28 protein-coding genes are annotated in these 26,977 nt (G+C 41.7%); 12 read left to right on the top strand and 16 right to left on the bottom strand.

The features are described from left to right. Positions 1-9 precede the first annotated feature (9 nt). From J8Z28_RS12400 to J8Z28_RS12390, 3 genes are all read right to left on the bottom strand, one after another. Positions 10-438 carry an OsmC family protein gene (locus J8Z28_RS12400; protein ID WP_054561975.1) on the bottom strand — a complete coding sequence of 143 codons (429 nt, stop codon included), beginning with the start codon at positions 436-438 and terminating at the stop codon, positions 10-12. Between the two features lie 89 nt (positions 439-527). Continuing rightward, positions 528-680 carry a DUF2256 domain-containing protein gene (locus tag J8Z28_RS12395; protein WP_082401584.1) on the bottom strand — a complete coding sequence of 51 codons (153 nt, stop codon included), beginning with the start codon at positions 678-680 and terminating at the stop codon, positions 528-530. After that, the gene (locus tag J8Z28_RS12390; protein ID WP_054561974.1) at positions 670-2,166 is read right to left on the bottom strand and encodes a cryptochrome/deoxyribodipyrimidine photo-lyase family protein; all 1,497 of its coding nucleotides are present in this window, start codon (positions 2,164-2,166) and stop codon (positions 670-672) included. The genes J8Z28_RS12395 and J8Z28_RS12390 overlap by 11 nt, the downstream gene beginning before the upstream one ends. A gap of 168 nt (positions 2,167-2,334) precedes the next feature. Between J8Z28_RS12390 and J8Z28_RS12385 the strand changes: the two genes are divergently transcribed. Together J8Z28_RS12385 and J8Z28_RS12380 are read left to right on the top strand one after the other, a co-directional pair. Next, on the top strand, positions 2,335-2,622 hold the full coding sequence (locus J8Z28_RS12385) for an EF-hand domain-containing protein (RefSeq protein ID WP_054561973.1): 288 nt from the start codon (positions 2,335-2,337) through the stop codon (positions 2,620-2,622). Then, the gene (locus J8Z28_RS12380) at positions 2,619-3,086 is read left to right on the top strand and encodes a hypothetical protein (RefSeq protein WP_054561972.1); all 468 of its coding nucleotides are present in this window, start codon (positions 2,619-2,621) and stop codon (positions 3,084-3,086) included. The genes J8Z28_RS12385 and J8Z28_RS12380 overlap by 4 nt, the downstream gene beginning before the upstream one ends. Before the next feature lie 55 nt (positions 3,087-3,141). On the opposite strand, the gene J8Z28_RS12375 is transcribed toward J8Z28_RS12380, so the two are convergent. Further along, positions 3,142-3,741: an FMN-dependent NADH-azoreductase gene (locus tag J8Z28_RS12375; protein WP_054561971.1), complete on the bottom strand. Its 600-nt coding sequence runs from the start codon at positions 3,739-3,741 to the stop codon at positions 3,142-3,144. Positions 3,742-3,929: 188 nt separating this feature from the next. On the opposite strand from J8Z28_RS12375, the gene J8Z28_RS12370 reads away from it, so the two are divergent. Beyond that, the gene (locus J8Z28_RS12370) at positions 3,930-5,033 is read left to right on the top strand and encodes a hypothetical protein (protein ID WP_250659523.1); all 1,104 of its coding nucleotides are present in this window, start codon (positions 3,930-3,932) and stop codon (positions 5,031-5,033) included. A gap of 63 nt (positions 5,034-5,096) precedes the next feature. Beyond that, positions 5,097-5,852, top strand: coding sequence for an alpha/beta hydrolase family protein (locus J8Z28_RS12365; protein ID WP_350338390.1), 756 nt, complete (start codon positions 5,097-5,099; stop codon positions 5,850-5,852). A 60-nt stretch (positions 5,853-5,912) separates the two neighbouring features. Here the strand turns inward: J8Z28_RS12365 and J8Z28_RS12360 are convergent, their stop codons facing one another. Genes J8Z28_RS12360 through yghU form a run of 3 tightly spaced genes read right to left on the bottom strand, consistent with a single transcriptional unit; the run spans position 5,913 to position 8,531 of the window. Continuing rightward, the gene (locus J8Z28_RS12360) at positions 5,913-6,299 is read right to left on the bottom strand and encodes a hypothetical protein (protein WP_054561969.1); all 387 of its coding nucleotides are present in this window, start codon (positions 6,297-6,299) and stop codon (positions 5,913-5,915) included. A 58-nt stretch (positions 6,300-6,357) separates the two neighbouring features. After that, positions 6,358-7,656 carry an MFS transporter gene (locus J8Z28_RS12355; RefSeq protein WP_055021473.1) on the bottom strand — a complete coding sequence of 433 codons (1,299 nt, stop codon included), beginning with the start codon at positions 7,654-7,656 and terminating at the stop codon, positions 6,358-6,360. 35 nt (positions 7,657-7,691) lie between these two features. Next, on the bottom strand, positions 7,692-8,531 hold the full coding sequence (gene yghU, locus J8Z28_RS12350) for a glutathione-dependent disulfide-bond oxidoreductase (protein WP_250659521.1): 840 nt from the start codon (positions 8,529-8,531) through the stop codon (positions 7,692-7,694). A gap of 111 nt (positions 8,532-8,642) precedes the next feature. Here yghU and J8Z28_RS12345 point away from each other — a divergent pair, with 111 nt between their 5' ends. Further along, on the top strand, positions 8,643-9,017 hold the full coding sequence (locus J8Z28_RS12345) for a SpoIIAA family protein (protein WP_058585519.1): 375 nt from the start codon (positions 8,643-8,645) through the stop codon (positions 9,015-9,017). 8 nt (positions 9,018-9,025) lie between these two features. Continuing rightward, the gene (locus tag J8Z28_RS12340; protein ID WP_250659520.1) at positions 9,026-10,045 is read left to right on the top strand and encodes an endonuclease/exonuclease/phosphatase family protein; all 1,020 of its coding nucleotides are present in this window, start codon (positions 9,026-9,028) and stop codon (positions 10,043-10,045) included. 60 nt (positions 10,046-10,105) lie between these two features. Here J8Z28_RS12340 and J8Z28_RS12335 read toward each other — a convergent pair whose 3' ends face one another. Beyond that, positions 10,106-10,696, bottom strand: a complete 591-nt coding sequence (locus tag J8Z28_RS12335) for a rhomboid family intramembrane serine protease (protein WP_250659519.1) — start codon at positions 10,694-10,696, stop codon at positions 10,106-10,108. Between the two features lie 112 nt (positions 10,697-10,808). After that, positions 10,809-11,495: a type 1 glutamine amidotransferase domain-containing protein gene (locus J8Z28_RS12330; protein WP_054561963.1), complete on the bottom strand. Its 687-nt coding sequence runs from the start codon at positions 11,493-11,495 to the stop codon at positions 10,809-10,811. A 134-nt stretch (positions 11,496-11,629) separates the two neighbouring features. Here J8Z28_RS12330 and J8Z28_RS12325 point away from each other — a divergent pair, with 134 nt between their 5' ends. Next, positions 11,630-12,541 (top strand): LysR family transcriptional regulator, encoded by a 912-nt coding sequence (locus J8Z28_RS12325; RefSeq protein ID WP_250659518.1) that lies wholly within the window; start codon positions 11,630-11,632, stop codon positions 12,539-12,541. On the opposite strand, the gene J8Z28_RS12320 is transcribed toward J8Z28_RS12325, so the two are convergent. From J8Z28_RS12320 to J8Z28_RS12295, 6 genes are all read right to left on the bottom strand, one after another. Then, positions 12,538-13,275 (bottom strand): dienelactone hydrolase family protein, encoded by a 738-nt coding sequence (locus J8Z28_RS12320; protein WP_250659517.1) that lies wholly within the window; start codon positions 13,273-13,275, stop codon positions 12,538-12,540. The genes J8Z28_RS12325 and J8Z28_RS12320 overlap by 4 nt on opposite strands. Before the next feature lie 89 nt (positions 13,276-13,364). After that, entirely contained in the window at positions 13,365-14,534 is a 1,170-nt protein-coding gene (locus J8Z28_RS12315) for a glycerophosphodiester phosphodiesterase family protein (RefSeq protein ID WP_250660396.1), read from the bottom strand. A 95-nt stretch (positions 14,535-14,629) separates the two neighbouring features. Beyond that, positions 14,630-15,487, bottom strand: a complete 858-nt coding sequence (locus tag J8Z28_RS12310; protein ID WP_054561959.1) for a carboxylate/amino acid/amine transporter — start codon at positions 15,485-15,487, stop codon at positions 14,630-14,632. Positions 15,488-15,586: 99 nt separating this feature from the next. After that, positions 15,587-17,014 (bottom strand): amidohydrolase family protein, encoded by a 1,428-nt coding sequence (locus tag J8Z28_RS12305; protein WP_250659516.1) that lies wholly within the window; start codon positions 17,012-17,014, stop codon positions 15,587-15,589. Between the two features lie 147 nt (positions 17,015-17,161). Continuing rightward, a complete protein-coding gene (locus J8Z28_RS12300; protein WP_130166967.1) occupies positions 17,162-19,300 on the bottom strand; it encodes a M3 family metallopeptidase in 2,139 nt (712 codons plus the stop codon). Positions 19,301-19,517: 217 nt separating this feature from the next. Next, positions 19,518-19,727 carry a hypothetical protein gene (locus J8Z28_RS12295; RefSeq protein ID WP_054561957.1) on the bottom strand — a complete coding sequence of 70 codons (210 nt, stop codon included), beginning with the start codon at positions 19,725-19,727 and terminating at the stop codon, positions 19,518-19,520. A gap of 195 nt (positions 19,728-19,922) precedes the next feature. On the opposite strand from J8Z28_RS12295, the gene J8Z28_RS12290 reads away from it, so the two are divergent. Continuing rightward, positions 19,923-20,795, top strand: a complete 873-nt coding sequence (locus tag J8Z28_RS12290) for a mechanosensitive ion channel family protein (protein ID WP_054561956.1) — start codon at positions 19,923-19,925, stop codon at positions 20,793-20,795. Between the two features lie 24 nt (positions 20,796-20,819). On the opposite strand, the gene J8Z28_RS12285 is transcribed toward J8Z28_RS12290, so the two are convergent. Then, complete coding sequence (locus J8Z28_RS12285) at positions 20,820-21,368, bottom strand: HdeD family acid-resistance protein (RefSeq protein ID WP_054561955.1); 549 nt, start codon at positions 21,366-21,368, stop codon at positions 20,820-20,822. Positions 21,369-21,523: 155 nt separating this feature from the next. On the opposite strand from J8Z28_RS12285, the gene J8Z28_RS12280 reads away from it, so the two are divergent. The 4 genes from J8Z28_RS12280 to J8Z28_RS12265 all read left to right on the top strand — a co-directional run bounded on the left by J8Z28_RS12280 (position 21,524) and on the right by J8Z28_RS12265 (position 26,963). Then, positions 21,524-23,218: a mechanosensitive ion channel family protein gene (locus tag J8Z28_RS12280; protein WP_054561954.1), complete on the top strand. Its 1,695-nt coding sequence runs from the start codon at positions 21,524-21,526 to the stop codon at positions 23,216-23,218. Positions 23,219-23,586: 368 nt separating this feature from the next. Beyond that, the gene (locus J8Z28_RS12275) at positions 23,587-25,848 is read left to right on the top strand and encodes a TonB-dependent receptor (protein ID WP_239962640.1); all 2,262 of its coding nucleotides are present in this window, start codon (positions 23,587-23,589) and stop codon (positions 25,846-25,848) included. Positions 25,849-25,958: 110 nt separating this feature from the next. Beyond that, on the top strand, positions 25,959-26,258 hold the full coding sequence (locus tag J8Z28_RS12270; protein ID WP_054551791.1) for a hypothetical protein: 300 nt from the start codon (positions 25,959-25,961) through the stop codon (positions 26,256-26,258). Between the two features lie 48 nt (positions 26,259-26,306). Then, positions 26,307-26,963, top strand: a complete 657-nt coding sequence (locus tag J8Z28_RS12265; RefSeq protein ID WP_250659515.1) for an HAD family hydrolase — start codon at positions 26,307-26,309, stop codon at positions 26,961-26,963. Positions 26,964-26,977: the final 14 nt, after the last annotated feature.

Raw genomic sequence — 26,977 nt, 5'->3', positions numbered from 1 at the left:
CTACAGAGATTAATTAAGCGTTGTGGTGAGTGATATTTCGGCATTCATCAGTTTAGAAATAGGGCAGCCTTGCTTAGTTTGATCACAAAGTTGCTCAAACTTTTCGCTCGAAATTTCTTTTATCTTTGCACTAACATCAAGTGCAATGTGACTCACTTCGAAGCCCTCATCAACTTCATCAAGACTCACTGTTGCTTTGGTCGTTATGTCGTCAGCGACAAAGCCTGCTTCAGTTAGTGCAAGCGATAGCGCCATGCTAAAACAGCTACTGTGTGCCGCTGCAACCAGCTCTTCAGGGTTAGTGCCCGGCTTATCTTCAAAGCGAGTGTTAAAGCCAAATGGCTGTTTCTCAAGCGCGCCACTTTGACTAGAAATATAGCCTTTGCCAGATTTAATATCACCAGACCAACTCGTATGTGCAGATTTTTTAATCGTCATCGTCATCTCCTTTGTAAATTATTTCGACAACCGTGAAAGGCTTTCAGGGTTTTGTGCCGAAAACTGTGAGTTAACGATATAAGTGCAACTTAAACGCCAATATTTCTTTTTGCTTCACGCTTGCAACGTTCTGAGCAGTACTTTACATGCTCCCAGTCACGTTGCCATTTTTTACGCCACATAAATGGCCTGTCGCAAACGGGGCAGGTTTTGCTGGGTAAATTAAGCTTTTTATGAGCCATGGCGTTGTCTTTTAAGGCTTATCACATGCTTATTCAATACGGCTTTTGTGCCACGCTTTACATCATCACGTTCTCGAAATGACCATAATCGCTCACGTGCTGCTTTGGCTGCATGTTCAATATCTACCATAGGCTCAGGGTAGTCTTCGCCGAGTTTAAAGTTATTAAATAAGGCCTCCATTGGCGGCTGTTGCCATGGCTGGTGGAGATCTTCTATGGGTAAGTTTTTAAGCTCAGGGCACCATGTTTTAATAAATATGCCATCTGGGTCTTTATCTTGAGATTGCTTTATTGGGTTATACAAACGAATCGTGTTGGTTCCTGTGACCGATGCTTGCATTTGGATTTGTGGGTAGTGAATACCAGGCTCAAAATCTAAAAAATAACGCGATAAAATAAAGCTGACTGATTGCCAATGAATGTTCATATGATGAGTCATAAAGCTGACTAACATAGCGCGCATTCGAAAATTAATGTAACCCGTTGCTGCTAGGCAGCGCATGCACGCATCAATAATGGGAATACCTGTTTGACCTTGCTCAAAGCGTTTTAAGTGCTCTGCAACGAGTTCATCATCGCGATAAGGGTAGTGCTTGTAGCCCGCATTTTGCGGTGCAAACTCCATGCTGCATTGAGTTTCGAATTTTTGCATAAAATGGCAATGCCAGTGAAGCCTTGACTCGAAAGCATGTAATGAGCGACGCCAGCTTAAAGGCTGCTTTGCTAAATAGTATTTAAGAGTTTGATAAACTTGTCTGAGGCTCAAGTTGCCAAAGGCTAAGTAAGGCGAAAGCCTAGAGCATGAATCTCTACTTTTGGAAGGACTCGAGATACCATTTTGGTAGCTCTTTGCACGCTCTTCTACAAAGCTCTGTAGGCAAGCTCTGGCTGCATGAGGGCCACCATATTGAAACTGCGGGTCGTGCTTTAGAAAATCATCAGCACAGGTTGCTGCTTGGTAATTATGAGGCTGCACTGCATTAAAGGCTTGCCAATTTGGCGTTACAAGACGTTGGTTCATCACACCATGCCAATGTGTTTGCCAATCAAACTGTTTAGGTCGTGCTCGTTTTACACCTCCAAGTGGCGTTTCGTGCCAAGGAATTACTTTGCTGTCTAGCCAGCGTTTGACCTGTTTATCTCGCTCAAAGGTATTGTAAAGACCTATTTCTTCATGACTATAAACCCCTGCAATATCAAAATCTTCACTAAGGGTTTCTAACAAGGTAATCATTTCTTGATTATAAATGGCGATTTCAGCGTTATATTTTTCGAGCTGTTGGTTGATGTCTTTAAGTGACTGAGCAACAAAACGCCAGTGCCTAAAGCTGTAATGGGGGTCTTCGAGTAATAGGGGCTCAAAGTTGTAAATAAGTAAGCAAGGCAGCTCTGATGCAATTGCACTGGCAAGTGGCTGATGATCAGATAGTCGTAGGTCACGTTTAAACCAAACAAGATTTACTTTTTGTTTTTTTGAGCCTGCCATAAACGTGGAGTTGAAAATTGCTTTGATGATTATACGTAGCAAGTCACAACTTAGATTAATTACTAAAGCAATCCACAAAGTTTCCACATTTGTAGCATATTGCCCACACACTTTTGGATGGTACTCAGATTATGCTTACGGTCAACTGAATGACATAAGAGGTTCGCTATGAAGCAATTATCTGCACTTTCTGTTTTAGCTATTTCGTTGTTAGCCACAGCGCCCGCTTGCTTTGCTCGCGACCATCAAGGCGGTCCACCCCAGCGACCTGACTTTGCATCGATTGATATAGATGGCAATGGGGCGATTGATTTTACTGAGTTTAGTGAACAGCCTATGCCTGTAGATATGCTGCAAACCATTTTTAATGACATGGATGCTGATCAAAATGGTGAAGTAACTGAAGACGAGTTCAACAACCATAAACCACCAAAACGTAAGGAAAATCAACGATGATCAACAGTGTTTCATCGGGTGCGAATTTTCAGCCCATGCAACGACCTCAAGCAGAGCCGTTGACCAGTGAACAAACAGAGTTAATGAATGAAACCTTAGCTCAGTTTGATCCTGAAAACTTAACTGCAGAAGATGCACAATCTATTATGCAGACATTTATGGATGCGGGTATTCAACCGGGTCAAGAAATGGAAGCAATTATGGCTGAAGCTGGCTTTGATGCCGCTGAAGTCGGTGAATTAGGTCGTCCTGAAGGTGAGCGTCCGCCTGGTCCGCCACCACCGCCGCCAAGTGGTAATTCACTTGAGCAGGTTGATAGCGAAGAAGTTGTCAGTTATTTAGATGAGTTGTTAGCGCAATATTCTGATCAACTGGGAGAAGAAGATAAAGAAGCAATTCTAGCCTCTGTGCAAGAAAAGTTTGGTTTATCTGAAGGTGATTCGCTGTTATCGGTCACAGCGTAAATCACAAAGCGGTCATGATGACCGCTTTTTTATATCTAGCTTTATTAATCACATATTAAAGTGACGCGGTGAAAGCCTTTATTTCGTTTTGTGCAGCTTCTAAGCTTTGATCTGCACCTGGCATTGCAAGGCCTTCAGCGTAAATAAAGTTAACATCAGTCATACCCACAAAACCAAGTACATCTTTTAAGTATTTAGTTTGTGTATCCATCTCTGTGCCTTGATATACACCACCACGGGCAGAAAGTACCACTACTTTTTTGTCTTTAATTAAACCTACAGCGCCTTGCTCTGTATATTTAAATGTAATACCAGCACGAGCAATACGATCAATCCAAGCTTTGAATGTTGATGGAATACCAAAGTTATACATTGGCATACCAATGACAATCAGTTCGTTATCGTTAAGTTCAGCAATTAAATCGTCAGAAATTGCAGCAAGTAGCTTTTGCTCATCGCTACGTTCGTTTGCATCAGTCATCCAAGCAGCCATTTCTGTCTGCGTTAAGTGAGCAATCGCATTGTCGCTTAAATCGCGAGTTGTTACTGAAATTTGTTGGTTGTTAGCAAGCTGCTCAACAAATAGTTGGCTAAGCTTGGTTGAATTACCTTGTTCACCATTTAAAGATGAATTTAACACAAGTACTTTTTTCATCATGTCACCTAAGAAAACTGAAGTTGTGCAGTTATTATAATTAGCAAAAAATAAATTAATAATGCTATTAATCGAGTGTTACGTTCGTTTTAAACGAATGGAAGAGGTGTCTAATTTTTTTGAATTAGTCTTTTTTTGTAATTTAATGTTACTATTGCCGCGACAATAAAAAAGAAATGGACTTTATTATGAAGTACTTACTGCTTACTCTTTTTGCAGTGCTGAGCTTAATGCCTCGTGCTGCTGAAAACACACAACTCCCTGTAGAATCATTCGCCTCTTTACGCGCTTTTAGCCAAGTAAAATTTTCGCCAAATGGTAAAAATTTATCGTTTATTCGAAATGTAAATGGTGAGTTGGTTTTAATGGTTTATAACCGTAAAACTAAAGAAGCTGATTCTATTATTCGTTCAGATAATCATACTATTTTCTTCGATTGGTATGAATGGGCAAATGATGAGGTACTTCTTTTAGGTGCCCGCTATATTCAACGCCAATTTGGCGGCCCTAAATATACCTCTACACGTTTATATGCATATAAAATTGGTGGTGATGGCAAGGCGAAACTGGCTATAAAGCCTAACTTTAATCGTGATGAACGCCAACCGCAATTTGGTGATCAGGTAATCAGCTTTTTACCCGATAAAAAAGATAAAATTTTAGTTCAAGGTGATTTTGATGTTGCCAATGCCCCTGGCGTGTATGAACTTGATTTAAGTACACTTCGTAAGAAAAAAATTCAGCGCTCACGTAGTAAAGTGATTGATTGGACAGCAGACCGCCAAGGTAATGTGCGTATTGCCCTAAAAATGGATGAAGACGAATTTGAATATATTCTTTATGACGAAGATCGAGATAACCGTAAAACGTTATTCAAATATAAAGCATTTAGCCCTGATGTAGTGACTGTTTTGGGCTTCGATAAAGACCCTAATATTCTTTACTTCAAAGCTCTTAAAGATGGCTATGATGCGCTTTATAAAATGGACCTAACGACCATGAAAAAAGAGTTAGTGTTCAGCGATGATAATTATGACTTCGATGGTCATATATTCTATTCATCTCTTACAGGTGAAGTAGCAGGGTTTACGCACTCTCAATTAGATGAGGGGATCCGTTACTGGGATGAAGATTTAAACAACCTTTATAATGGCTTACGCGCTGTATTGCCGGCAGATAAGTTTGATATTGATATTATTGATACTAGTAAAGAACAGCGTCAATATGTGGTTTACGTTTCAGGTGAGCAAATCCCTGGTACCTATATGTTGGGTGACCGGGATTCTAACTAATTAACTGCATTTGCCTCGGCATTTCCAGATGTTGATGAAACTGTTTACAGTGGTAAAAAGAAAATTAGTTATAAAGCTCGTGATGGCTTAACTATTGAAGGGTATTTAACTCTACCTGTGGGCTACAAAGAAGGTGATAAGTTACCAACAATTGTGTTCCCGCATGGTGGGCCAATGGCTCGTGATTACGCTGGTTTTGACTATTGGACTGCGTTACTTGCTTATAATGGTTATGCAGTACTGCAACCAAACTTCCGTGGTTCAAGTGGCTATGGGCATGAATTTGAGATGGCTGCAGTTCAAGGTTTTGGTAAAGAAATGCAAGATGATTTGCAAGATGCGGCGAATTGGCTTGTTGAAGAAGGTATCGCTAATAAAGATAAAATTTGTATTGGCGGGGCAAGTTATGGTGGCTATGCTGCATTAATGGCAGTGGTTAAACACCCTGAAACATTCAAATGTGCAGCAAGCTTTGCTGGCGTTACTGATCTTGAGCGTATTGTTAGTAAAGCGCGTTATTTCACTAATAAAGAAATTGTGCGTAAGCAATTTGGAACTGATGGCGATAAACTAGAAAAAGTGTCGCCTGTTAATTTTGCAAAGCAAATTAATCGTCCGGTGCTATTGGTTCATGGCTCTGATGATAATGTAGTGCCTGTTTATCATAGTCGTGAAATGGATGATGAACTTAAAGACGAAGGCAAAGATGTTACTTATATTGAGCTCGAAGATGGCGACCATTACTTATCGCACCAGCCGTATAGAATTAAAACGTTAAAAGCGTTTTTAGAGTTCTTCGATAAGAACTTGAAAAACTAGAATTAGCAAAGAAAAAGGCGACCTAGGTCGCCTTTTTTAATACCTGATTCTGCGTCAATTTTATTTATAAGCTAATTCAGCATCAATATTGCGCATTAAGTTGGTAACCCAATTGATATATTGGCGGTGGATTTTTTTGCCATTGTAATCAAGGTTTATCGAATCTTTGTAATCAATAGAATATTCTTGCTCGTTAAACGTAATATCAACGCGTAATTGGTGTTTACGAATATCAAGTTTACCTAAGATTTGGCCTTCGGCATTTGAACGACACGTCCAGCCTAGTTTCATACATGCTTTTAAAATATTGGTTTTGATACTTTCAAGGTCATGTTGGCCAGACGCCATTTGCGGTACAGGGTTTGCGTCAAAGTTACGAATAGGCACACTGGTGCTACAAGCAGAAAGTGTAAGTAGCGTAAGAAGTGCAAGAGCTGCCTTTTTCATAGTAAGTCCTTTTTGGAGATAAAATCAGCGCGATTATGCGCTTTTTTTACTGCATGGTCTAGGCATCGGGTAAAAACCACGCACTAATTGCACCAAGTAAGCCTAAGATACTGTAGAAAAAAATTAACTCAGCAGTCGTTAAGTAGGTATTTAGTAAGCCGACGCTACCTAGCAGTAATAATATAACTCCGATCACCGTATTACTAACAGAGACATAGTCAGTGCGCTTGTTTCCTTCAGCCATATCAACAAGGTAGGTTTTACGACCAAGGCGAACCCCTTGATGAGCTACGGTGAGTAAAAAATAACAGAGCGGTAATAGCCAAAATTCATTGAGCGTTTGTGGGCTCAGATAAGCAACTAAATAAACGGCGAAACCGTTGAGGGTGACGAGCATTGCAGCAAACACTAATACCTTGCGGCTCGATAAATCACTTAGTCGACCCCAGATAGGCGCAGAGACTAAGCTGGCAAGCCCAGAAAGCGCCATAAACGTAGCAAGTAGTGAAAAGTCGAAAGCCTGTTCACTAGCAAGAACGATATAAAACGGGGCGCTCAAAGCAGAACATAGCAACAACGCACGAGTGATAATAAAGTGAGCAAATTGTTTATCTTGGTAAAGCAGTTTTAATTTTGATAAAGCATGCAGAAAGCCGTTTTCAGCGCCCTCGGTTGCACCCTTGTATTCTTGAATGCGGCTATAACTGAGCGCTGCAAACAGCCACATTAAAGCGGCCAGCATTAAAGCAACATACACCCCATTTTCATAGCCAAGGCTTTGTAGATACCATAAACCAAGACCAAATGTGAGCGTTGCAAATCCTGCAAAACTCGCAGCAAGACCGCTAATGCTGCCTCGTTGTTGTTTAGGTATGACCTTGCCTAATACATCTTTTGCAGCAATGGAATTAAAGCCACGAGCAAGGCTAAAGATAATCAAAATAGCGATGATAGCAAAACCTGCCGTTGCACCTTGAAGTGTTAAAGCACAAATAAGCATGCCTACAATACACAAGGCTTGCACTATGGCGCCAATCACCCAAACCCACTTTCTGACAGGCAGCCTACGAATAGCACTTGCGATGGCCAGTTGTGGCAACATTGAGCCTGACTCACGAATAGGCACAAGCCAAGCAATAAAACTACTTGGTACATTAATGCTCTGTAAAAGCCAAGGCAGGGTCACTTTAGGGTTTAACAGGGCATCTGCAAACTTACTAAATAGTTGGCTTACTAATAAGGTAAGAAAATTGCCGGGCACTACTTTACAAGCAGCTTCATCAATTGCTTTGCAGGCACGGGCATCCTCGGTGTTACTGAGGCGTTGGTAGATATCTTCTTTACTGAGCTTTTGCATACTTTTTATTTTTATGAAAAAGGGCATTTAAGCCCTTAAAAATCTTCCTTAGAGTGGCGCTCTGCTAACTGCTCAGCTTCATCACCCCATGTTTTGTTTACTCTGCGACCTCGTTTTACAGCAGGGCGGCGCTCAATTTGTTTTGCCCAGCGCATCACATGACTATATGACTCAACATCTAAAAACTCTGCCGCATCATATAAATTGCCAAGTACCAAGCTGCCATACCAAGGCCAAATAGCGATATCGGCAATTGAATATTCGCTACCAGCCATGTAGTCATGGTCGCTTAAATGGCGGTTTAATACGTCTAACTGGCGTTTTACTTCCATGGTGAAACGGTCAATTGGGTACTGCATTTTGAATGGTGCATAACTATAAAAGTGACCGAAGCCTCCACCTAAGTATGGGGCAGAGCCCATTTGCCAAAATAGCCAATTTCGACATTCTGTTTTACTAGCGTGATCGCTTGGGATCAGCGCATCAAACTTTTCTGCCAGGTATTGTAAAATTGCACCTGACTCAAACACGCGAGTAACGGGCGTTGTACTGTGATCCATTAAGGCTGGGATTTTTGAATTAGGGTTAACACTGACAAACCCTGAAGAGAATTGATCACCATCGCCAATTTTAATTAAAAATGCATCGTAGTCAGCTTCATCAATACCAAGCTCTAATAGTTCTTCGAGCATGATAGTCACTTTTTGGCCGTTTGGTGTCGCAAGTGAGTAGAGTTGAAGATCGTGTTTACCAACGGGCAAGTCTTGCTCGTGGGTTGCACCTGAGACCGGACGATTAGTCTTCGCCCATTCACCACCGTTTTCTGCATCCCATTGCCACACTTTAGGTGGCGTATAACTTTCGGTATTACTCATTGAAACTCCTAAATTGTGCTTTAATGAATGTCATTACGAGATTACCATCCTAGTTGATCAGATAGAGCAAGGGAAGTACAGTTATTAATTATGAATAACAAGGAGGATGACATGAAAAAGCATGGTTTAGCCATTGGCCTTGAGCGAACTGGCACGACTTTTTATCTCACAATTAAAGTAGTCGGAAAGCTTACCCACGAGGATTATAAAACTCTCACTCCTCTTATAGATAATGCTGTAGCGGCAGTTCCGAGTGCAAAAATAAGAGCCTATGTTGATATTACTGAGTTAGAAGGCTGGGAGTTACAAGCGGCGTGGGATGATTTTAAGTTAGGCCTTAAACATAACAAAGAGTTTTGCCGTATAGCTGTGCTTGGTAACAAAAACTGGCAACAAGTGGCAAGCAAAGTGGGTAACTGGTTTATCAGTGGCGAAGTGAAATACTTTGAAGACCCGATTATTGCCACTGAGTGGTTACACGAATAAGGAGTTAAGTGATAGAAAACAGTCAATTAAAGGTGGCGACGTTTAATTTATATAATTATTTAGCGCCACCTGACGCATTTTATGATTTTCAGCGCATTTATAGCGCTGAGCAGTGGGCCAAAAAGCAGCGCTGGTTGGCCGATTACCTTAAAAATCAGCAGCCAGATATCATTGGCTTTCAAGAAGTGTTCAGTATCAATGAGCTAAAACAACAAGTTAACGCAGAGGGTTACCCCTATTTTGCAGTCGTTGATGAGCCAACGGTGATTGATGACTTTATTTATCGCGATCCGGTTGTGGCTATTGCCTCACGCTATAAAATTGTTGCTGTCAGTCAGGTTGAGGCAGAGCAAGATGATATTTTAGCGATGGGCTTGAGCGATAATTTTAACTTTAGCCGCAGTATTATTCGCGCGACACTTGAAGTACCTCACTTAGGACACGTCGATTGCTATGTAGTGCACTTTAAATCTAAGCGCAGCATGCTCCATCACCAAGAGGATGAAAGCCAAAGCGAACAGCAAAACTTAGTTATGCAGTTAAAATCGCAAGTTCTTGGACGCTGGGCATCAAGCATGCAGCGTGGCAGTGAAGCAGCGCTGTTACTCGTAGAAATCATTAAGCGCAGAGCGCACACCAATAACCTTGTGATTGTGATGGGGGACTTTAATAATGAGTTACACGATGGCGTGCTTAACCATTTAATCGCTGACCACCTTCGTTTTAGCGGTCATAGGCAAAATAGCCCATCTCGTTCAGAGTTTAAACTACAAGATAGTTGGCAACTCTATCAGCGCCATGTTGTCACCGAGAACGACAGAGAAGCCACCCACTATTTTGGCAGTAGCAGCTCAGTATTTGATTATATTTTGTTATCACGTGAGTTTGATGCCGGGTTTCAGGGTAGCTTTTTTGAGGTGGTTGATTATCACACCTATGATCAGCACTTGATCAACCCCCAGTTTGCCTATGATGATCAAAGTACCGACCATGGCGTTGTGATGGTGACAATGAAGTTAAGAGACTAGAAGCTTATAGCTTTCAGCTTTCAGCTTTCAGCTTTCAGCTTTCAGCTTTCAGCTTTCAGTTTAAAGCCTAGGGCTCTTTTGCTTATCACGCTTTGCCATAATATAGCCGATGAATGCGCCGCTAATTGCGCCGAATAAATGGCTTTCGAATGAAATATGAATGCGCTGCGGGAAGACACCCCAAATCAGGCCGCTGTATAACACAACAACCGCAATACTGATTAAAATGGCTTTGAATGAGCGGTGCATAATGCCGTAGCTAATTAAGTAGCCCCATAAACCGTAGATAACACCACTTAGTCCTACATGAATATTGCTGCGGCCAAATAGCCATACTAATAACCCACCAATGAGCGCTGTGCCTGCAAACACCAGCCAAAAGCGTTTTACGCTAAATTGGCAAACTAGCCAGCCGAGAATCGCAAATGGCACTAGGTTACTAAAAAGGTGTGCCCAGCCACCATGTAAAAATGGCGCAAAAAACACCCCCGATAAACCAGACATTTGTCTTGGCAAAATACCTAAGCCGTTTAAGTTTATGCCGGGTAGGGTATTAATTATTTGCAGTACCAAGCACACCAGCATAATGCCTAAAATTGCGAATCGCTTACTACTAATAGGAGGAATTTTGACAGCTTTTTTTTCAGTCATGATGAGAAGCTCTTAAATCAATGTGACCGAATGAGTATAACTTATTAAAAGTGAAGGTAAACACCTTGATATGCAAGGTGTTTACTAAAGGTCTAGGGCATGTTGACTTATTTTAACCTAATTTGGTTAATAGTTTTTTCGCAGCAAGCTCTGAACTTGCAGGGTTTTGCCCTGTGATTAGTAGGCCATCTTCAATCGCAAGCTCGCCCCAATCATCGGTTTTTTGATACTGACCACCTTGTTTGATTAGCTCATCTTCAACAAGTAATGGCACAACATTGGTAAGTTGTACGGCATCTTCTTCTGAATTACTAAAGCCGGTTACTTTTTTATCAAATACCACAGATTTACCAGCTGCATTTTTCGCATTCAGTAATACTGCACTGGCGTGACATACTGCACCCACTGGCTTCTCTGAATTAATAAATTGCTCAATTAAGCTAATTGAATCTTGGTTATCAACTAAGTCCCATAGCGGACCATGGCCACCAGGGTAAAATACCGCATCAAAATCATCGGCTTTAACTTCAGCCAGAGGTTTAGTGTTAGCCATTAAAGTTTTTGCCGCACTGTCTTGCTCAAAACGTTTTGTGGCATCGGTTGCTGCATCAGGGGCTGCACTGTTTGGATCAACCGGAGGTTGGCCACCTTTAACAGAGGCTAAAGTTACTTCTACACCAGCATCAATAAAGGCGTAGTAGGGCGCCGCAAATTCTTCAACCCAAAAGCCTGTTTTATGGCCTGTATCGCCAAGCTCATCGTGTGAAGTGAGTACCATTAAAATTTTCTTAGCTGACATAGTGAATCCCTTTTTGTGTATTAAACATCGTTGATAACACTATAGGGGTGAAAATAGAGTTAAACAACGCAGATAAATTTGACTTCATTGGTTTAATAATTGATACAATTATTCAGGTTAGATTAGGAGTTTGTATGAAAGTATCGTTTGAGCAATTAAAAAGCATGGTGGTGTTTGCCCACATTGTGCAGCAAGGCAGCTTAACTAAAGCAGCTCAGCAACTTGGTTTATCAAGGGCTGTTGTTAGTTATCACTTAAAGAAATTAGAACAGCAACTAAAGCTTACCTTGCTTAACCGCTCAACGCGTACCATGACCCTCACCGAAGCAGGTATGGCTTATTATGAACGTTGTCAGGCTATCACCGAGCACGCTGAGGCTGCTAACTTACACCTTGAAAACTTAAAGAGTGAACCGGTTGGGGTTATTAAATTGAGTTGCCCGGTGAATGTAGGCTTGCAACTTGTGGTACCGGCACTGGCTCAGTTTAAGCGTTTGTATCCGAAAATTGATATTGATTTACAGCTTAGTGATGATGTGGTTGATATCATCAAAGAAGGCTACGACTTAGCGATTAGAGGCGTGGCCCTTGAAAGCTCAAGCTTACAAGCCTCTAAACTTGCAAGTATGGCTACTTGCTTATGTGGCTCAGTCGATTACTTTACAAAATACCCTATACCAAAGAGCATCGCCGATTTAGCGAAGCATACATGGGTGGTGTATCAACCAAGTAGTGCTGTTGTCACGCTCGAAAAAGATAAACGCCGCTTTGAGGTGGCAGTTAGTGGTGGCATAAGTACCAACAACGCTGCTGCACGAACTGCCTTTGTAGAAGCTGGGCATGGCTTAGCGAAAATCCCAGTTTATGATGCATTGCCAAGGATCAAAGCAGGATTGTTACGCACAATCTTAGATGATTACAAAACTGCTGATATTGAACTTTATGGCGTTTTCCCGCCAGGGGCGGCGGGAAGTAAAAAGCTGCGGGTTTTACTTGATTACTTGAAGGATTATTTTACTAATCAAGTAGCCACTATGACGATTTAAACAAGTGTGCGATTAAATAAAGCGACTGCTTGTTGATACATGCTGATGGCAAGAACTGGGTCGTATCGGTCGCCTTCGTCGCGCATAAACGCATGTTGGGCATTCACTTCTTGCCACTGGTAATTAATGCCTGTTGCCACCGCTTGTTGGTAAATTTTAAGGCGGCCTTCTTTTGGTACATGTGGGTCTTGTTTACCCCAAACAAAGTGGATCTCACCTTTAATATCTGCCATGCGCTCAAATGAGTTATTACCTGCTTGTGCTGGTAAAGTATCGCTGTGTATATCTGTCGCGTATAAACAAAAAGCGGCTTTGATACTTGGGTTTAATGCAGCACGGTATGCAAGGTGACCACCAATACATACGCCCATCGCACCTACATTTCCTGTGCAGTAATCTTGCTGACGTGCAAATGCAATTAAGGCGTCAGTATCTGAGTCATGGCTCTCAAGCGGTTTTGCCCATTTGTCGGCATTGCCTTTGTCTTTACCAGCATCATCATAGGCAAGTACTGTCCCAATAGGATTTAACTCATGAAAAACTTCTGGCACTAACACGACAAAACCATGACCAGCAAGTATTGCCGCAGAGCGTGCAATTGGTGCTGTTTCTTGGAAAATCTCAGAATAGAAGATAATACACGGGTATTTACCTTCTTCTACAGGACGATAAATACTGGTGCGCATTACACCTGTGTTGGTCGCTATGTCGTGGCTATGGTGCTGAATAATCATGTTTATCCTTGTAAAAAACGGTTTAGCTAATAATACCTCAGCCCCACCTTTTGGACGAGTAAAAGCCCTTGAAATTTATTGATGCTCAGTTAACTCTCTGAGGCAGGATACTGCATACAGCTTGCGTAATAGGTAAGAGTAGCAGGCCAGTCAGAGAAAATAGCCATCACACCCACTTGCTTAGCAAGGACGTCTACCACTTTCATCATTTGCCCATCTTGTTTAATTACACGGGCAATCGACTGGTAATAATAACCACCGCCATTATTTAATGGACCAGAGCGCTCTAAACTCCAAGTAATGATGTTCAGTCCAGCTTGTTTAGCTTTAATAGCATAAAGGGAAGGCACGATTGCACCTGACTCATCAAGGCTCAAAAGCATCCATATTGGCGGTGCGATAATGCGTACTCCATCGTTATATAGAGCCTGCATTGATGGCTGCCAAGTTGTTTCATCCATGGCATCAAAGTCTGCTTGCTCATCTCGGCCATCAAGATAAATACTGTTGTTTGCAAATTCAGGGTGATTGTTTAGCCAATACTTCACATCTTCAAGATTAAATGATTGCGGATAAACATCTTGGCTATTCACACCTAAAGCTCGGTACTCATCAAGCATTTTTTGCGCATAATCTTGCTGGCTAAAACCGTTAAATGGCATGCTAACTTCTGGGCTTTTTAGTTCGGGTGTCATTTTTACACCCAGTGATTTGAATAACTCAATGCTTTGCTGGTGGGTCATTACGGTGCCACTGTTTGCGTATAAGTCAGTGCGCCAGCTTGGTGTGCCTTGCATGTATTCTGCAACCGTTTTGGCATTTGGATTGGCACCATCCATTTTAGCTTTTAAGGTTAAAAACTCAGCTTGGGTGATATCGCTGGTGCAGCATTTAGCCTGAGCTGGTTGGCCGTCTTTGGCCGGGGTAAAAGGTTGGCTGCATTTTGCAGCGAGCTCAGGAATCGCTAAAATGTTGGTAGTGGTGTGTAAATCACACTGTGAATGGCGACACACGAGTTGTTTGTCTTTAGTAAAGGCGACGTCACATTCAAGTACGCCTGCGCCCATTCTTGCAGCGGCTAAATATGACTCTTTGCTGTGCTCAGGAAACTGCATAGGGGCACCGCGATGACCAATTACAAAATCAGTTTTGTAAAAAGGGCCATTACCGCAGGCAGCAAGTTGCTGCTTTAAAGGCCCATCTATCATCTTGTCGATTAAATAGTAAGGCCTTGCACCCACTTGCACTGCCTGATCCATAGGCAGATTCTTACAGCCTTGAATAACGAAAACTAAACAACATAAAACCAGTGCGCGCATAACAGCATCCCTCTAATCGAATAGAGTTTAGCCTATCATGACTCCGTGGCAGTTTTATTAAGTTTCTGATTTATAATAAGTGCTAATAAGATAATCGCTGCGCCGATAGCAAGCTTGATGATATCGGCATCACGATTCCAAATCACAATGTTAACGATGATCCCAGCTGGGATCAGTAGGTTATTCATTACGGCCAAGGCACCTACATTGACAATAGTCGCGCCCTTATTCCACGCGAAATAACCAAGCCCTGAAGCAATCGTGCCTAAGTAAATTAACACGCCCCATTGTGTCGTTGTGGTGGGTAGCTTACTGGTATCACCAAATAAGCCGTAACAAATCAGTGCGACAATTAAAGCGCCAATAAAGAACCAAGCAAACACCCGAGAGTGAGGGAGTTGCTCATCTTGCATTAAACGTTTGTAAGTTACTTGACCGGTAGCAAAGCAAATATTGGCAGCCTGAACCATTAACATACCAATAAGATAGTTTTCATCGACGCCTTCATAGCGAATAGCAACGGCGCCTAAAATAGCTAGCATTGCGGCGAATAAAAACTTTGCATTAAAACGTTTTTCAAGCAAATCGTTTAACAAAGTGATGTAAAGTGGCGTCATTACCGTGAATAGCAGTACCTCGGGCACACTGAGGTACAAAAACGAATGGTAATAGAAGCTGTACATCACACCAAGTTGTACTGCGCCTATTGCCATGAGCTTTAGGGCTAACGCTTTAGGGGTTTTACGCCAGTGCAAAAAGGGCAAAAACACGCAAGTTGCCAAGCCGATGCGCATTAAGACACTAAACCATGCATCTACTTGGCCTGCTAAATAAACACCAATAAGACTAAACGAAAAGGCCCAAAGCAGGGTTACAGCAAATAAGTAGGTCATGTTATTCGAGTTATGTGCAAAAAAGGGCAGTGTATATGAGATGGCTGAAAATTAAAATTGCCCATGACGGATAATACGCGGTCATGGGCAATGGGGGGGTTAGGGTTGGCTGGCAACAAAGGCTTTTGCTTGTTGCTTTAATAGCTCGAGTGCGTTGCTATCGTAAAACGTGCTGTGCGAGACAACACCCTTTAGCGTTTGTGTATTACGAATATCAATAAGCGGGTTTTTTGAAAGCAAAATGAGATCGGCTACTTTGCCTTCGGTAAGGGCACCGTATTGCTGTTGTTTATTTAAAAATTTAGGCCCCGCAAGTGTCGCAGCTTGCAGCGTTTGCAGTGGTGTTAGGCCATATTCAGTAAAAATACTCAGTTCTTGGTGCAAAGAAAGCCCCGGATAAATATACGAATTTAAAAAGCCAGCATCTGTGCCTGCAATAATGCTCACACCTGCTTGTTGGGCGATAGGGAGTAACTGTGCGGTTTTAATAAAACGCTCTTTGCGCTGTTTGATTTGTGCAGGGGTGTCTTTGTTAGCTCTATCAACTCGCCACTGATAAGTTGCTTTTAAACCTTTACCTAAAAAATCTAAATAGGCATCGTCTTGATGATTGTCTTCATCAATGTAAGCCGTTATTTTGCCACCAATCAAGGTTGGCACCACGGCGGTGTCGTTGTTAGCAAGAACCGTAAACTTCTCAATAGCTGTTGGTTCATCAAACTGCGCGGTGATAATAGGCAGCGCAGTGCGATAACTCAGCTCTTTTGAAGCAACCTTTGCAGAAATATCTGCTTCGTTTTTAGCCGCAGCTTTAAGCATATAGGTCATATGCTCAATAGCATCAAGCCCCGCCTTGGATACATCAGTCACAGACAATGAAAATGGAAGATGCCCCGAAATTTGATAACCACGCTTTTTAACCTCATGCACGGCTTTTAGGTAAAGCTCGGGAGTTAATGCGCTGTCGGTAATTTTGATAAAATCAACATTCATGCCGTCTAACAGATCCATTGCAGCATGCATTTCTTCAGTCGTTTCTACTTCTAAATCACCGGGCCAAATAGACCCTTTACCTTCTAATTTCGGGCCTGAGGTGAAAATAGTTGGGCCCACTAACTGACCTTGTTTTACTTGTTCTCGCCAGCTAAGTACAGATTCACTCAAATCAGCCGCAGCATCACGAACAGTTGTTACGCCGTAGGCTAAATACAGTGGCAATAGCTGTTTATTTTCTTCAATAAGTTCATCACCACCACCAAAGTGGACATGCATATCCCATAGACCAGGCATGACATACTGACCTTTGGCATCAATCAATGTTGAGCTTTGATAGTGGCTACTTAAAGGTTTATCGCTACGTTTGATGATAATTCCATCGCGAATGGCAAGAGATTGCTTTGCTGAGATAGCCCCAGTTTGCATATCAATAATTTGGGCGTTTTCTATCACGATGTCAGCGCGCTCATCTGGGGTTGATGAACATGCAGCTAAAGCTGAGCAAAGTCCTAAAAGTAAAGCGTTTTTCATGTGTGAACTCGTGTTTTTCTTTGAGGTTAGCAAAAACGAGTTATCTGACAATTGCTTTGAGGTGGGTAGGAGTAAAAGCGGGGTGAAAATTTAATTAATACTTAAAAAGTATGAGGGTTACCCCTCATACTTTAAACATCATGGTGATTATTCAACTAAACCACGACGCTTTAATAGTGCGTCTGTTGTTGGTTTTTGACCACGAAACTCAATGTAGCTTTGCATTAAGTCGCGGCTGTTACCTTTAGATAAAATCTCTTTACGGAAATTATCACCGTTTTCACGTGTTAAACCACCTTCTTCGGTCATGTGTGCAAACGCATCTGCTGCGAATACTTCAGTCCAAAGGTAAGCGTAATAACCCGCTGAGTAACCACCGGCAAAGGTGTGGCTGAAGTAGCAAGACTTATAGCGTGGTGGTACTGGGTAGTAAGCAATACCGTGCTTGTCTAATGCATCATGTTCAAACTTTTGAACGTCTGTAATGTCAGCATCAACACCAAATGAGTGCCATTCCATATCAAGCAGTGCCGCAGCTAAATACTCAGTTGTATCAAAGCCTTGGTTGAATTTTTGTGATTCAAGTACTTTATTTAAAAGCGCTTTAGGAATTGGTTCACCTGTTTTGTAGTGCTTGGCATAGTTTGCAAGTACTGTTGGTTCAATATTCCAGTCTTCATGTGCTTGTGAAGGGAATTCAACGAAGTCACGAGCAGTTGCTGTACCCGCTAAGCTTGGATATTTAACATCAGAGAATAAACCGTGTGCAGCGTGACCAAACTCATGGAACATAGTCGTTACTTCAGAGAAAGTCATAAGTGTAGGTTGACCTTCAGCTGGCTTAGGAATGTTCTGTGCGTTGTAGATCACAGGCATAGTGTCTTTAAGGCCGCTTTGGCTAACATAAGCACTCATCCATGCACCACCACGTTTACCTTCACGTGCGTAAGGGTCCATGTAGAATAGACCGATAGCGCTACCGTCTTCGTTAAATACTTCAAACACCATGACGTCTTCGTGATAAACCGGTAAGTCTTTACGCTCTTTAAAGGTAATGCCGTAAAGTTTATTCATCGCAAAGAATAAACCGTCGTGGATCACTGACTGCATTTCAAAGTAAGGCTTAACTAAAGCAGGGTCTAAGTCGTACTTCTCTTGGCGAACTTTCTCAGCGTAAAACGCCCAGTCCCAAGGTTGAAGCGCAAACGTTTCACCTGACTTTTTAATTACTTGTTGGATTTGCTCTGCTTCAGCTTCTGCTTTAGCAACCGCTTTCGGTGCTAAGTCATCAAGGATGCCGTAAACATTTTCAGTTGTTTGCGCCATACGGTTAGTCATTACATACGAAGCCCAATCTTTATAACCAAGTAATGCCGCTTTTTCTGCACGTAGCTTAGTTTCTTTGATGATGATAGGGCTGTTTGTTGCTTGTGCACGCGTTGAAGAAGTTGTCCAAATCTTTTCACGAAGCTTGCGGTTTTCAAGGCTTTGTAAGATAGGTTGGCGAGTCGTGTTCACCAATGTGATCATGTAACCTTCTTTACCTGCTTTTTTAGCAGCAGCTGCAAGGCTTGCAATTTCACCTTCAGATAAACCCGCTAATTCACTTTTATCTTTAACTAAAATCACATCTTCTTTAAATGATTTTAAGATGTTTTGTGAAAACTCAGTTGAAAGCTTGGCAAGCTCTGCGTTGATTTCACGCATTTTTGCTTTTTCAGCTTCAGTTAGTTTTGCACCCGCGTTAACGAACTTTTTGTAGTAGTAATCAACAAGGCGTTGATCTTCAGCATTTAAAGATGCTTTGTTGTCGTAAATGCTTTGTACGCGAGCAAATAAAGCTTTGTTTAGGTAAATGTCATCAGTGTGAGCTGACATAATCGGCGCCATTTTCGCGGCGATACGTTGGTACTCACTGTCAGAGATTAAACCTGATAAGTTAAAAAATGCCGCAGATGTGCGGTCTAATAGCTCACCAGAGAACTCCATTGCAACAAGGGTATTTTCAAATGTTGCTGGTTCTGGGTTGTTTGCAATCTTTGCAATTTCAGCTTTTTGCTGTGCGATGCCTGCTTCAAACGCTGGCTCGTAGTCTTTGGTCGAAATTTTATCAAACTCAGGGGCCATGTATTGTAAAGGGCTTGGCTTGAAAAGAACGTTTTCAACATTAGCTGTTTGTGTTTCAGCGGCAGTTTCAACTTGAGTTTGAGTGTCGGCTTGTTGTGAACTACAAGCAGATAATAAAAGCACACTAGCAATCGTAGTTGCTACTAAGGTCTTACGCATGAGAGCTCCAAAAATGTGGATAAATCTTTTCTAACTTACCAAATTTTTGGCTAGAAACAATCAAGTTTGTCGTTTGATTGGGGAATTTGAACGCAAATAATGTGATTGAGAGGATAAATGTGTGTAAAAAGCCATCAATTGTTTATTAATGGCTCACTTAAGTAAAAAGTGGCACTAGCTGCCAGTTTAAATCTTGATGGTAATAAGTCACCATAGATTAGTTGTAACCCAACACAAACTTTTTCTCTGAGCCAAAGCTTTCTGGCATAGCGTTGCCAAACTCTTTGTTAATTAAATTCAGTGAGTGTTCTTGCTCAGCAAGTAAGTTTAAGATGCGGTTACGGTACTCCAAACTTGATTCAAATAAGTTTAGATCAACCAAGGGTTGTAAAGTGGCAAGTTTTTGTGTGAGTGTCATTTGTGACATTGTGTTCTCCTCGTGCTATTCAAAGCCTGTGAAACCTCAAGCTCTCTATGTATATAGCAGCTGTAGTCTAAAATAGTTAATAATTAGCGCATATTGCGCATAAAGAACTTAGTATTTACCAAGTTTTCACCTATTATGCCGTGCTAAACTTAGTCACAACTGAACCAAACTGATTTTTACTAGGAATGTTAATTTATGACCCTTGTTGATCTGCAATCTGCATTATCGTTTGTATTGTTCACCTACAATGATGTGCAAATTACTGTACTAAAAGTAATTCAAGTGCCTTTGGCGCTGTTTTTAATGTGGTTTGTGGTTACCTGGATTGGTCGATTAATTAAAAAAGCATTACTGGCAAAAAACCTAGGCCCTGACGCGGTTCACTTATTTACCCGTATTTACCTTGTTGTGACCATCGCAGTGCTTGTGTTTACCTCGCTAGAGGTACTCAATATTCCTCTAACGGCGTTTGCATTTGTTTCTGGTGCCATTGCGATTGGTGTTGGTTTTGGTGCACAAAACATTATCAATAACTTCATTAGTGGTTGGATTTTAATGTGGGAGCGACCAATTCGTATTGGTGATTTTTTAGAAGTGGGCACAGCTAAAGGAGTCGTTGAGACAATTAATACTCGCTCAACCCGTATCCGCCGTAACGATGGTGTGCATATGCTGGTACCAAATAGCCAGTTATTAGAAAACACAGTAACTAACTGGACCTTAATTGACCGTAATGCCCGTTCATTTGTGAATGTTGGCGTTGCTTATGGTTCAGACGTGGTGCTTGTAGAGAAGCTGATGAAGCAAATTCTTGATGATCACCCAGCCATTTTAAAAACACCAGCATCATCCGTGTTATTTGATGACTTTGCTGATAGCTCTTTAACTTTTAGCGCTATTTTCTGGGTATGTGCTGAATCAGAAGCACCGCTTCGCCAAGTGCGCAGTGAGCTGCGTTTTAGCATTTATAAAGTATTTGCTGAAAACAACATTACCATTGCATTCCCGCAGCGCGATATTCATATCGATGGTGAGATTGCTTTAACAAGGCGTAATAACCAAAAATAAAAAAAGCGGCTTAGCCGCTTTTTTTTATGCTCGTTCATTGAGTTTTTTTAGCTTCATAGCAAGCAACACCATCATTATGCCAAATACGATGGCATAGGTTGCAACTAGCCAAAGTAGGGTGATTATGCCCGCGCCAGGGTTAAATATCAGATAACCACCAAAGATAATCGAAATAATACCGCTACCAATTAACAGCCATTCATTACTGATCTCTTTGCGTAGCTTACTCGCAATCAATATTTCAATCACTCCGATAGCAATGGCCCATGCGGCAATAAAGTACAGCATTAAGATAGCTGTTACGTTGGGAGCAAACAGGGTTACAAGTGCAGCAGCAATTGAAATTAAACCACCCACTAATAGCATCCACCAAAGTGGGTTTTCATTTTTTGAAGCAATAGCTAACCAAGTTCTAATGGCACCATCGACAAAAAAGTAAGCGGCGAAAATAAACATCAGAATCGCTAATGAGGCTTCTGGGGCAAACCAACCACATAAGCCAAAAACGATGGCAATGGCACCGTGGATCATTAATGATGACCAATGGGGGATCAGTGAACTTGAGATTTGCATAATAGTATCCTTTGCTTAAGTCTCTATATAACTAACATTTCAGTGCTTGCTTGCAAAGATTTTTAATTATTTTTTGTACAGTTACACAAACCATGCTCTAATTTAATTAGCTGATTATTTCAGCGATTTAATGTTTATCGAACAAGGAATAGAGTGTGAGCCGTTGTAATACCAAGTTTTCATTACAATTTAGTAAGTTATTAGTGTGTTTTTTACTGTTGTTTAATGCGCCATTATGGGCAACAACCACACCAGAAGTGACCGTTAAATCCTTAATTGATAAAGACAACAAGGAAGAGCAAGCCGAACAAAAACCGGCCAAACAAGAATCTGAAACCAATACACCTGCTACAACGGAAAAAGTGCAGGAGCCTCTTGAAGATGACTTACCCTATGATGCTTTTGACCGAATTACGCCACGCAGCTCCATGCAGGGGTACTTAAAAGCGGCCCGGGACCGCGATTTTGAACGTGCAAGCCATTATCTTGATTATCGTAACTTACCCAAAGACGTTGAGGCATTAGGAAAAATCCAGCTTGCTGAAAGTTTATCTGTGGTACTTGATCGTACCTTATGGGTCGATGTTGATAACTTGAGCAATAAGCCTAAAGGAAAACAAAAAGAAAGCGTGCCTAGTTATCGTGATTTGGTTGGAGAAATCAGCACTTCACAAGGTAAGGTGCAAATTTTATTGCAAAGTGTACCGGATGATAAAACAGGTAATCGGATCTGGAAAATATCGAATGCCACCGTAAGTCAAATTCCTTTACTCACCAAAGAGTATGGCTATAACCGAGTCGGTGAGTGGCTTTACAATAACCTGCCAGACATAGAGTTTTTAGGGGTGATGCTTTGGCAGTGGATTTACTTTGCCTTCACATTTGTTCTGTTTTTAGCGGTCGCGATTATCATAACCCGCCTAATTACGTTTGTTCTCGCACACTTAAAAGTCCCTGTAGAAAAAGATGTTATTGGTTTTATTAATGGGCCAGTTAGCCTGTTACTTGCAGTATTTATGGCGCGTTCATTGAACGACCAATCTAATGTAACTATTGCTGTGATGGCGCTATTCCATGGCGCGACCGTGTTATTGATCGCTTGGGGCTGGATTTGCCTACGGGCAGTTGATCTTGCCAAACACAGATTAAGCCAGCGCTTTATTAGACAAGATAAACCACAAGCGATTTTCTTATTACGCCCTATAAGTAATGTAGCTAAAACCCTGATTGTCATTTCGTTGCTATTCATGTGGTTTGAAAACTTAGGCTTTAATGCCACTACCTTACTGGCAGGTTTAGGTATTGGTGGCCTTGCAATTGCCCTTGCAGCGCAAAAAACTGTTGAGAATATCATTGCAGCAATCACCTTATATATTTCTGCACCAGTAAAAATAGGTAGCTTATGTAAGTTTGGCAGCCAGTTAGGCACGGTAGAAGAGATAGGGCTAAGAGCAACGCGAATTCGAACGCTTGATCGTTCAGTTATCTATGTAGCGAATGCAAAGTTTGTTGATATGCAGCTTGAGAATGTCTCGGAACGGGAGCGTATTTCTTATCGACCTAAATTGATGCTCAGTGCCAATACTAAGCAACAAAACCTAATGTCGTTTATGCAAGCCCTAAGAGAGCTTTTAGAGCAACATAAGCACATTGCCTTTGAGCCTTGCCGTGTTCGCTTTAAAGGCTTCACACCTTGGGCTTTACAAGTGGATGTACTAAGCTACGTAGAGACCGTCGACTTTGCTTTTTATATGGAAGTAATCGAAGAGTTAAACTTAGCAATCTTAGGCTTATTAAATGAGCATGAATGTGAATTAGCTAACCCAGAATTCGCACGTGTGACTGATTAGTTGCTAAAAAAGGGGTAAATGAAAGCGGCTCTCATTTGTACATAATGTATACACATTGTTGCAATTAGATGCACAGGACATATGTCCGCTTTGGTGAAAAATAATTGCATAAAATCTTCTAAATGTGGCGATGTTGCCGCTAATTGTTGTAAAAAAATTGTATATTTCTAATTTTTAATGCAGTAAAAGTGTCATAAAGTGTTATAATCGTCAGCGTTCGTTCAGCCTCTTTACTTCGTTTTGCACTCTCGAACTAGAGGTCCGCGCAGCTTATTACAAGGCGCGAAAAATTGGCCGAGCCCGTCAAATGAATTGACGCAACATCATCACCGTTGAATAAGAGTGCATAAAAAAGGTTAAAACCCGACATGAAAGCAATGAAAAGATCTACGTTAGCAACACTTATCAATGCAACGTTGTTCTCTGCCGTAGCAGGTACTTCATTTTCAACTCTTGCTGCCGACGAAGCGACAGCAGAAAAAAACAACCAACTAGAAGTTATTCAAATCACCGCTCGTAAACGTGTAGAAAACGCTCAGGAAGTACCTGTAGCTGTATCTGCATTACAAGGTGACAGCTTAGATGCTTACAGCTCAGCTGGTATGGATATTCGTTTTATGAATGCGAAGATCCCAAGCTTATCAATCGAATCTTCGTTTGGTCGTTCTTTCCCACGCTTTTATGTTCGTGGTCTAGGTAACACTGACTTTGACCTAAATGCTTCTCAACCAGTTTCTTTAGTTGTAGACGAAGTTGTTCAAGAGAACGCAATCTTAAAAGGTTTCCCTGTATTTGACGTAGCACGTGTAGAAGTTCTACGTGGCCCACAAGGTACTTTATTCGGTCGTAACACACCGGCTGGCCTTGTTAAATTTGATACAGTTAAACCATCACAAGAATTTGAAGGCTATGGCTCTGTATCTTACGGTAGCCGTGGCGCAGTTGATTTTGAAGGTGCTGTTGGCGGTGGCTTAACAGACCGTTTATCAACGCGTGTTTCTGTACTTTGGCAAGAAAAAGACGATTACATCGATAATCGCGCACCGGGTTTTGAACAAGATGACGTATTAGGTGGTTACACTGAAAAAGCGGCACGTGTTCAGTTCTTATATGAAGGTGACGATTTCACAGGTCTTTTCAACTACCACGTACGCGATATGGACGGTACGCCAATCGCATTCCGTGGTAACGCTATTAAAGCTGGCACAAACGATTTAGCTGATAACTATGAGCACGATGTGGTTTACCACGATGCTGCTTCTCGTGCGACACAGCAAGTTGAGTCTCAAGGCGCAAGCTTAAAGCTTGAGTGGGATATCAATGATTTAACTCTTACGTCAATCTCTGCATGGGAAAGCGCTGAAATCTATTCTCGCGCTGACATCGACGGTGGTTATGGTGCAAGCTACTTACCAGATATGGGCCCAGGTTTTATCCCGTTCTATTCTGAAAGCGCTGACGGTATTCCAGATCAAGATCAATACACGCAAGAACTTCGTTTATCTAGCAACTATGCTGGTGACGTTAACTTCCAAGTAGGTTTATTCTACTTTGATGAAGCGCTAACAATCGAAAACTTCAGCTACGACACTTATGGTTCAACACCAGGTGAGTTAAACGGCTATGTTATCCAGCAACAAGATACCAAAGCATGGGCGGTATTCGGTTCATTAGATTACACAATCACTGACGACTTAAAAATCACTGCGGGCCTTCGTTACTCAGATGACGAAAAAGAATTCTCAGCAGACCGTACTTTAAGCCCAATTGGTGGTAGTGCGTTATACCTTACAGAAAACCCAAGTGACGACCACGTTAGCTGGGATTTATCTGCTAACTACAAGATCAACGATGACGTAAACTGGTACGCGCGTGTTGCTAACAGCTTCCGTGCACCAAGTATCCAAGGTCGTATTTTATTCGGTGATGAAGTAACCGTTGCTGAGTCTGAAACTGTGACGTCTTTCGAAACAGGTATCAAGTCAGATGTTCTTGACGGCCAAGGTCGTGTAAATGCAACTGTGTTCTACTACACAATGGATGACCAACAATTAACTGCTGTAGGTGGTGGTGCAAACTTCAACCGCTTAGTTAATGCTGATAAGACAACTGGTTACGGTTTTGAGTTAGACACTGAGTGGGTATTAACTGACAACCTAAACGCTACATTTAACTTAAGCTACAACAACACTGAGCTTGACGATAAAGACTTAGCCGTTGACGTATGTGCGCAGTGTACTGTAACAAACTCACTAAACAGCTCAGGTCAAGCTATCCTTGATGGTAACAGCTTACCGCACGCACCTGAGTGGATCTCTAACCTTACATTACGTTATAGCCGCGAAGTAGCTGACGGTGAATTCTTCACTTACGCTGACGTGTCTTACCGCAGCGAAATCAACTACTTCTTATACGAGTCAGTTGAGTTTGAAGGCAAGCCATTAACTGAAGTAGGTTTACGTGCAGGTTATGCTTGGGCTGAAGGCGACAACGAATATGAAGTATCAGCATTCGTTCGTAACATGTTCGACGAGCAACAATCAATCGGTGCTATCGACTTCAATAACAACACAGCAATGGTGAACGAAGAGCGTTACATCGGTGCTGAGTTCAAAGTAAGCTTCTTCTAAGCTGAAATAAGAAGCCCTATTAAAACCCGCTGTATAGCGGGTTTTTTCGTTTATAATCGCGTTGGTAACTGCTAAAGTGGCAGGATTAATTGAAGAGAAAGAGAATAACTATGGCTGGATTTTGGAACTACCGTGTAATTTTTTGTGAAGCAACAAAAGATGAAGCGGCACAATATCAAATTCATGAAGTTGAATATAACTTAAATGGTAAAGTGACTAACTGGTCAGAAACTGGTGCAGCACCATTTGGTAATACAGTCGAAGAACTTGAAGCAGATGCAGATCGTTTAAAAACAGCGTTTTCTAAGCCGATTTTAAAAGTGGTAAGAAAGCAACGTGGCTACGAGCTGGTTGATGTAGAAACAGGCGAAGAAGCGTTTGCTGAGCCACCTGCGGGCTTAACTGAATAATCATATTTAAAGGTGCCTATGGCACCTTTTTACTTTGAAGGAATGAGGATGACTTTAAAAGCAGTATTGCTTGATATGGATGGCACCTTGGTTGACTCTGAAAGTGTGCATTTTAATATTTGGAATGACTTGTTAGCTCCTTTTGGCGTGCAGTATGATGAAGCTACGTTTTGTCAGCGCTTCTCAGGAAGACCAACACTTGAAGCCGCTAAAGAGGTTGTGACAAATTATGGGCTTACTATCAGCCCAGAACAGTTAACGGATGATAAGTACGCTGCATTTGGCCGTTTTGTTAGTACTAATTTACCTGCCTTTATGCCACATGCAAAAGCGGTGCTTGAGCAAGTCAAAGCCAGTGGTTTAAAAATGGCATTAGTAACAGGTAGTGCAAAAGATGAAGCCTATCCTATTTTAAAAGGCTATGGCATTTTCGATTGGTTTGACTGTGTGGTTACCAAAGATGATGTTAATAATCCTAAACCTGCTGGTGACCCTTATCAATTAGCTCTAGATACGCTAGATATAAAGGCTAATGAGGCTGTAGCCGTCGAAGATACCTTTACCGGTGTCACTGCAGCAAGCAATGCCGGTGTTGCTGTGTATGCGGTGCCAAATCATTTCACGTTAGAGCATGATTTTAGTAAAGCCGCTGGTGTGTTTGCTGATTTGAACGAATTTTTCAAATGGCTACAAACTAAACTATAATTAGCTGACTGTTG

The organism is Pseudoalteromonas sp. SCSIO 43088 (assembly GCF_023650795.1).
Lineage (GTDB): Bacteria > Pseudomonadota > Gammaproteobacteria > Enterobacterales > Alteromonadaceae > Pseudoalteromonas > Pseudoalteromonas shioyasakiensis.
This window is presented reverse-complemented; position numbering and strand designations above follow the sequence as displayed.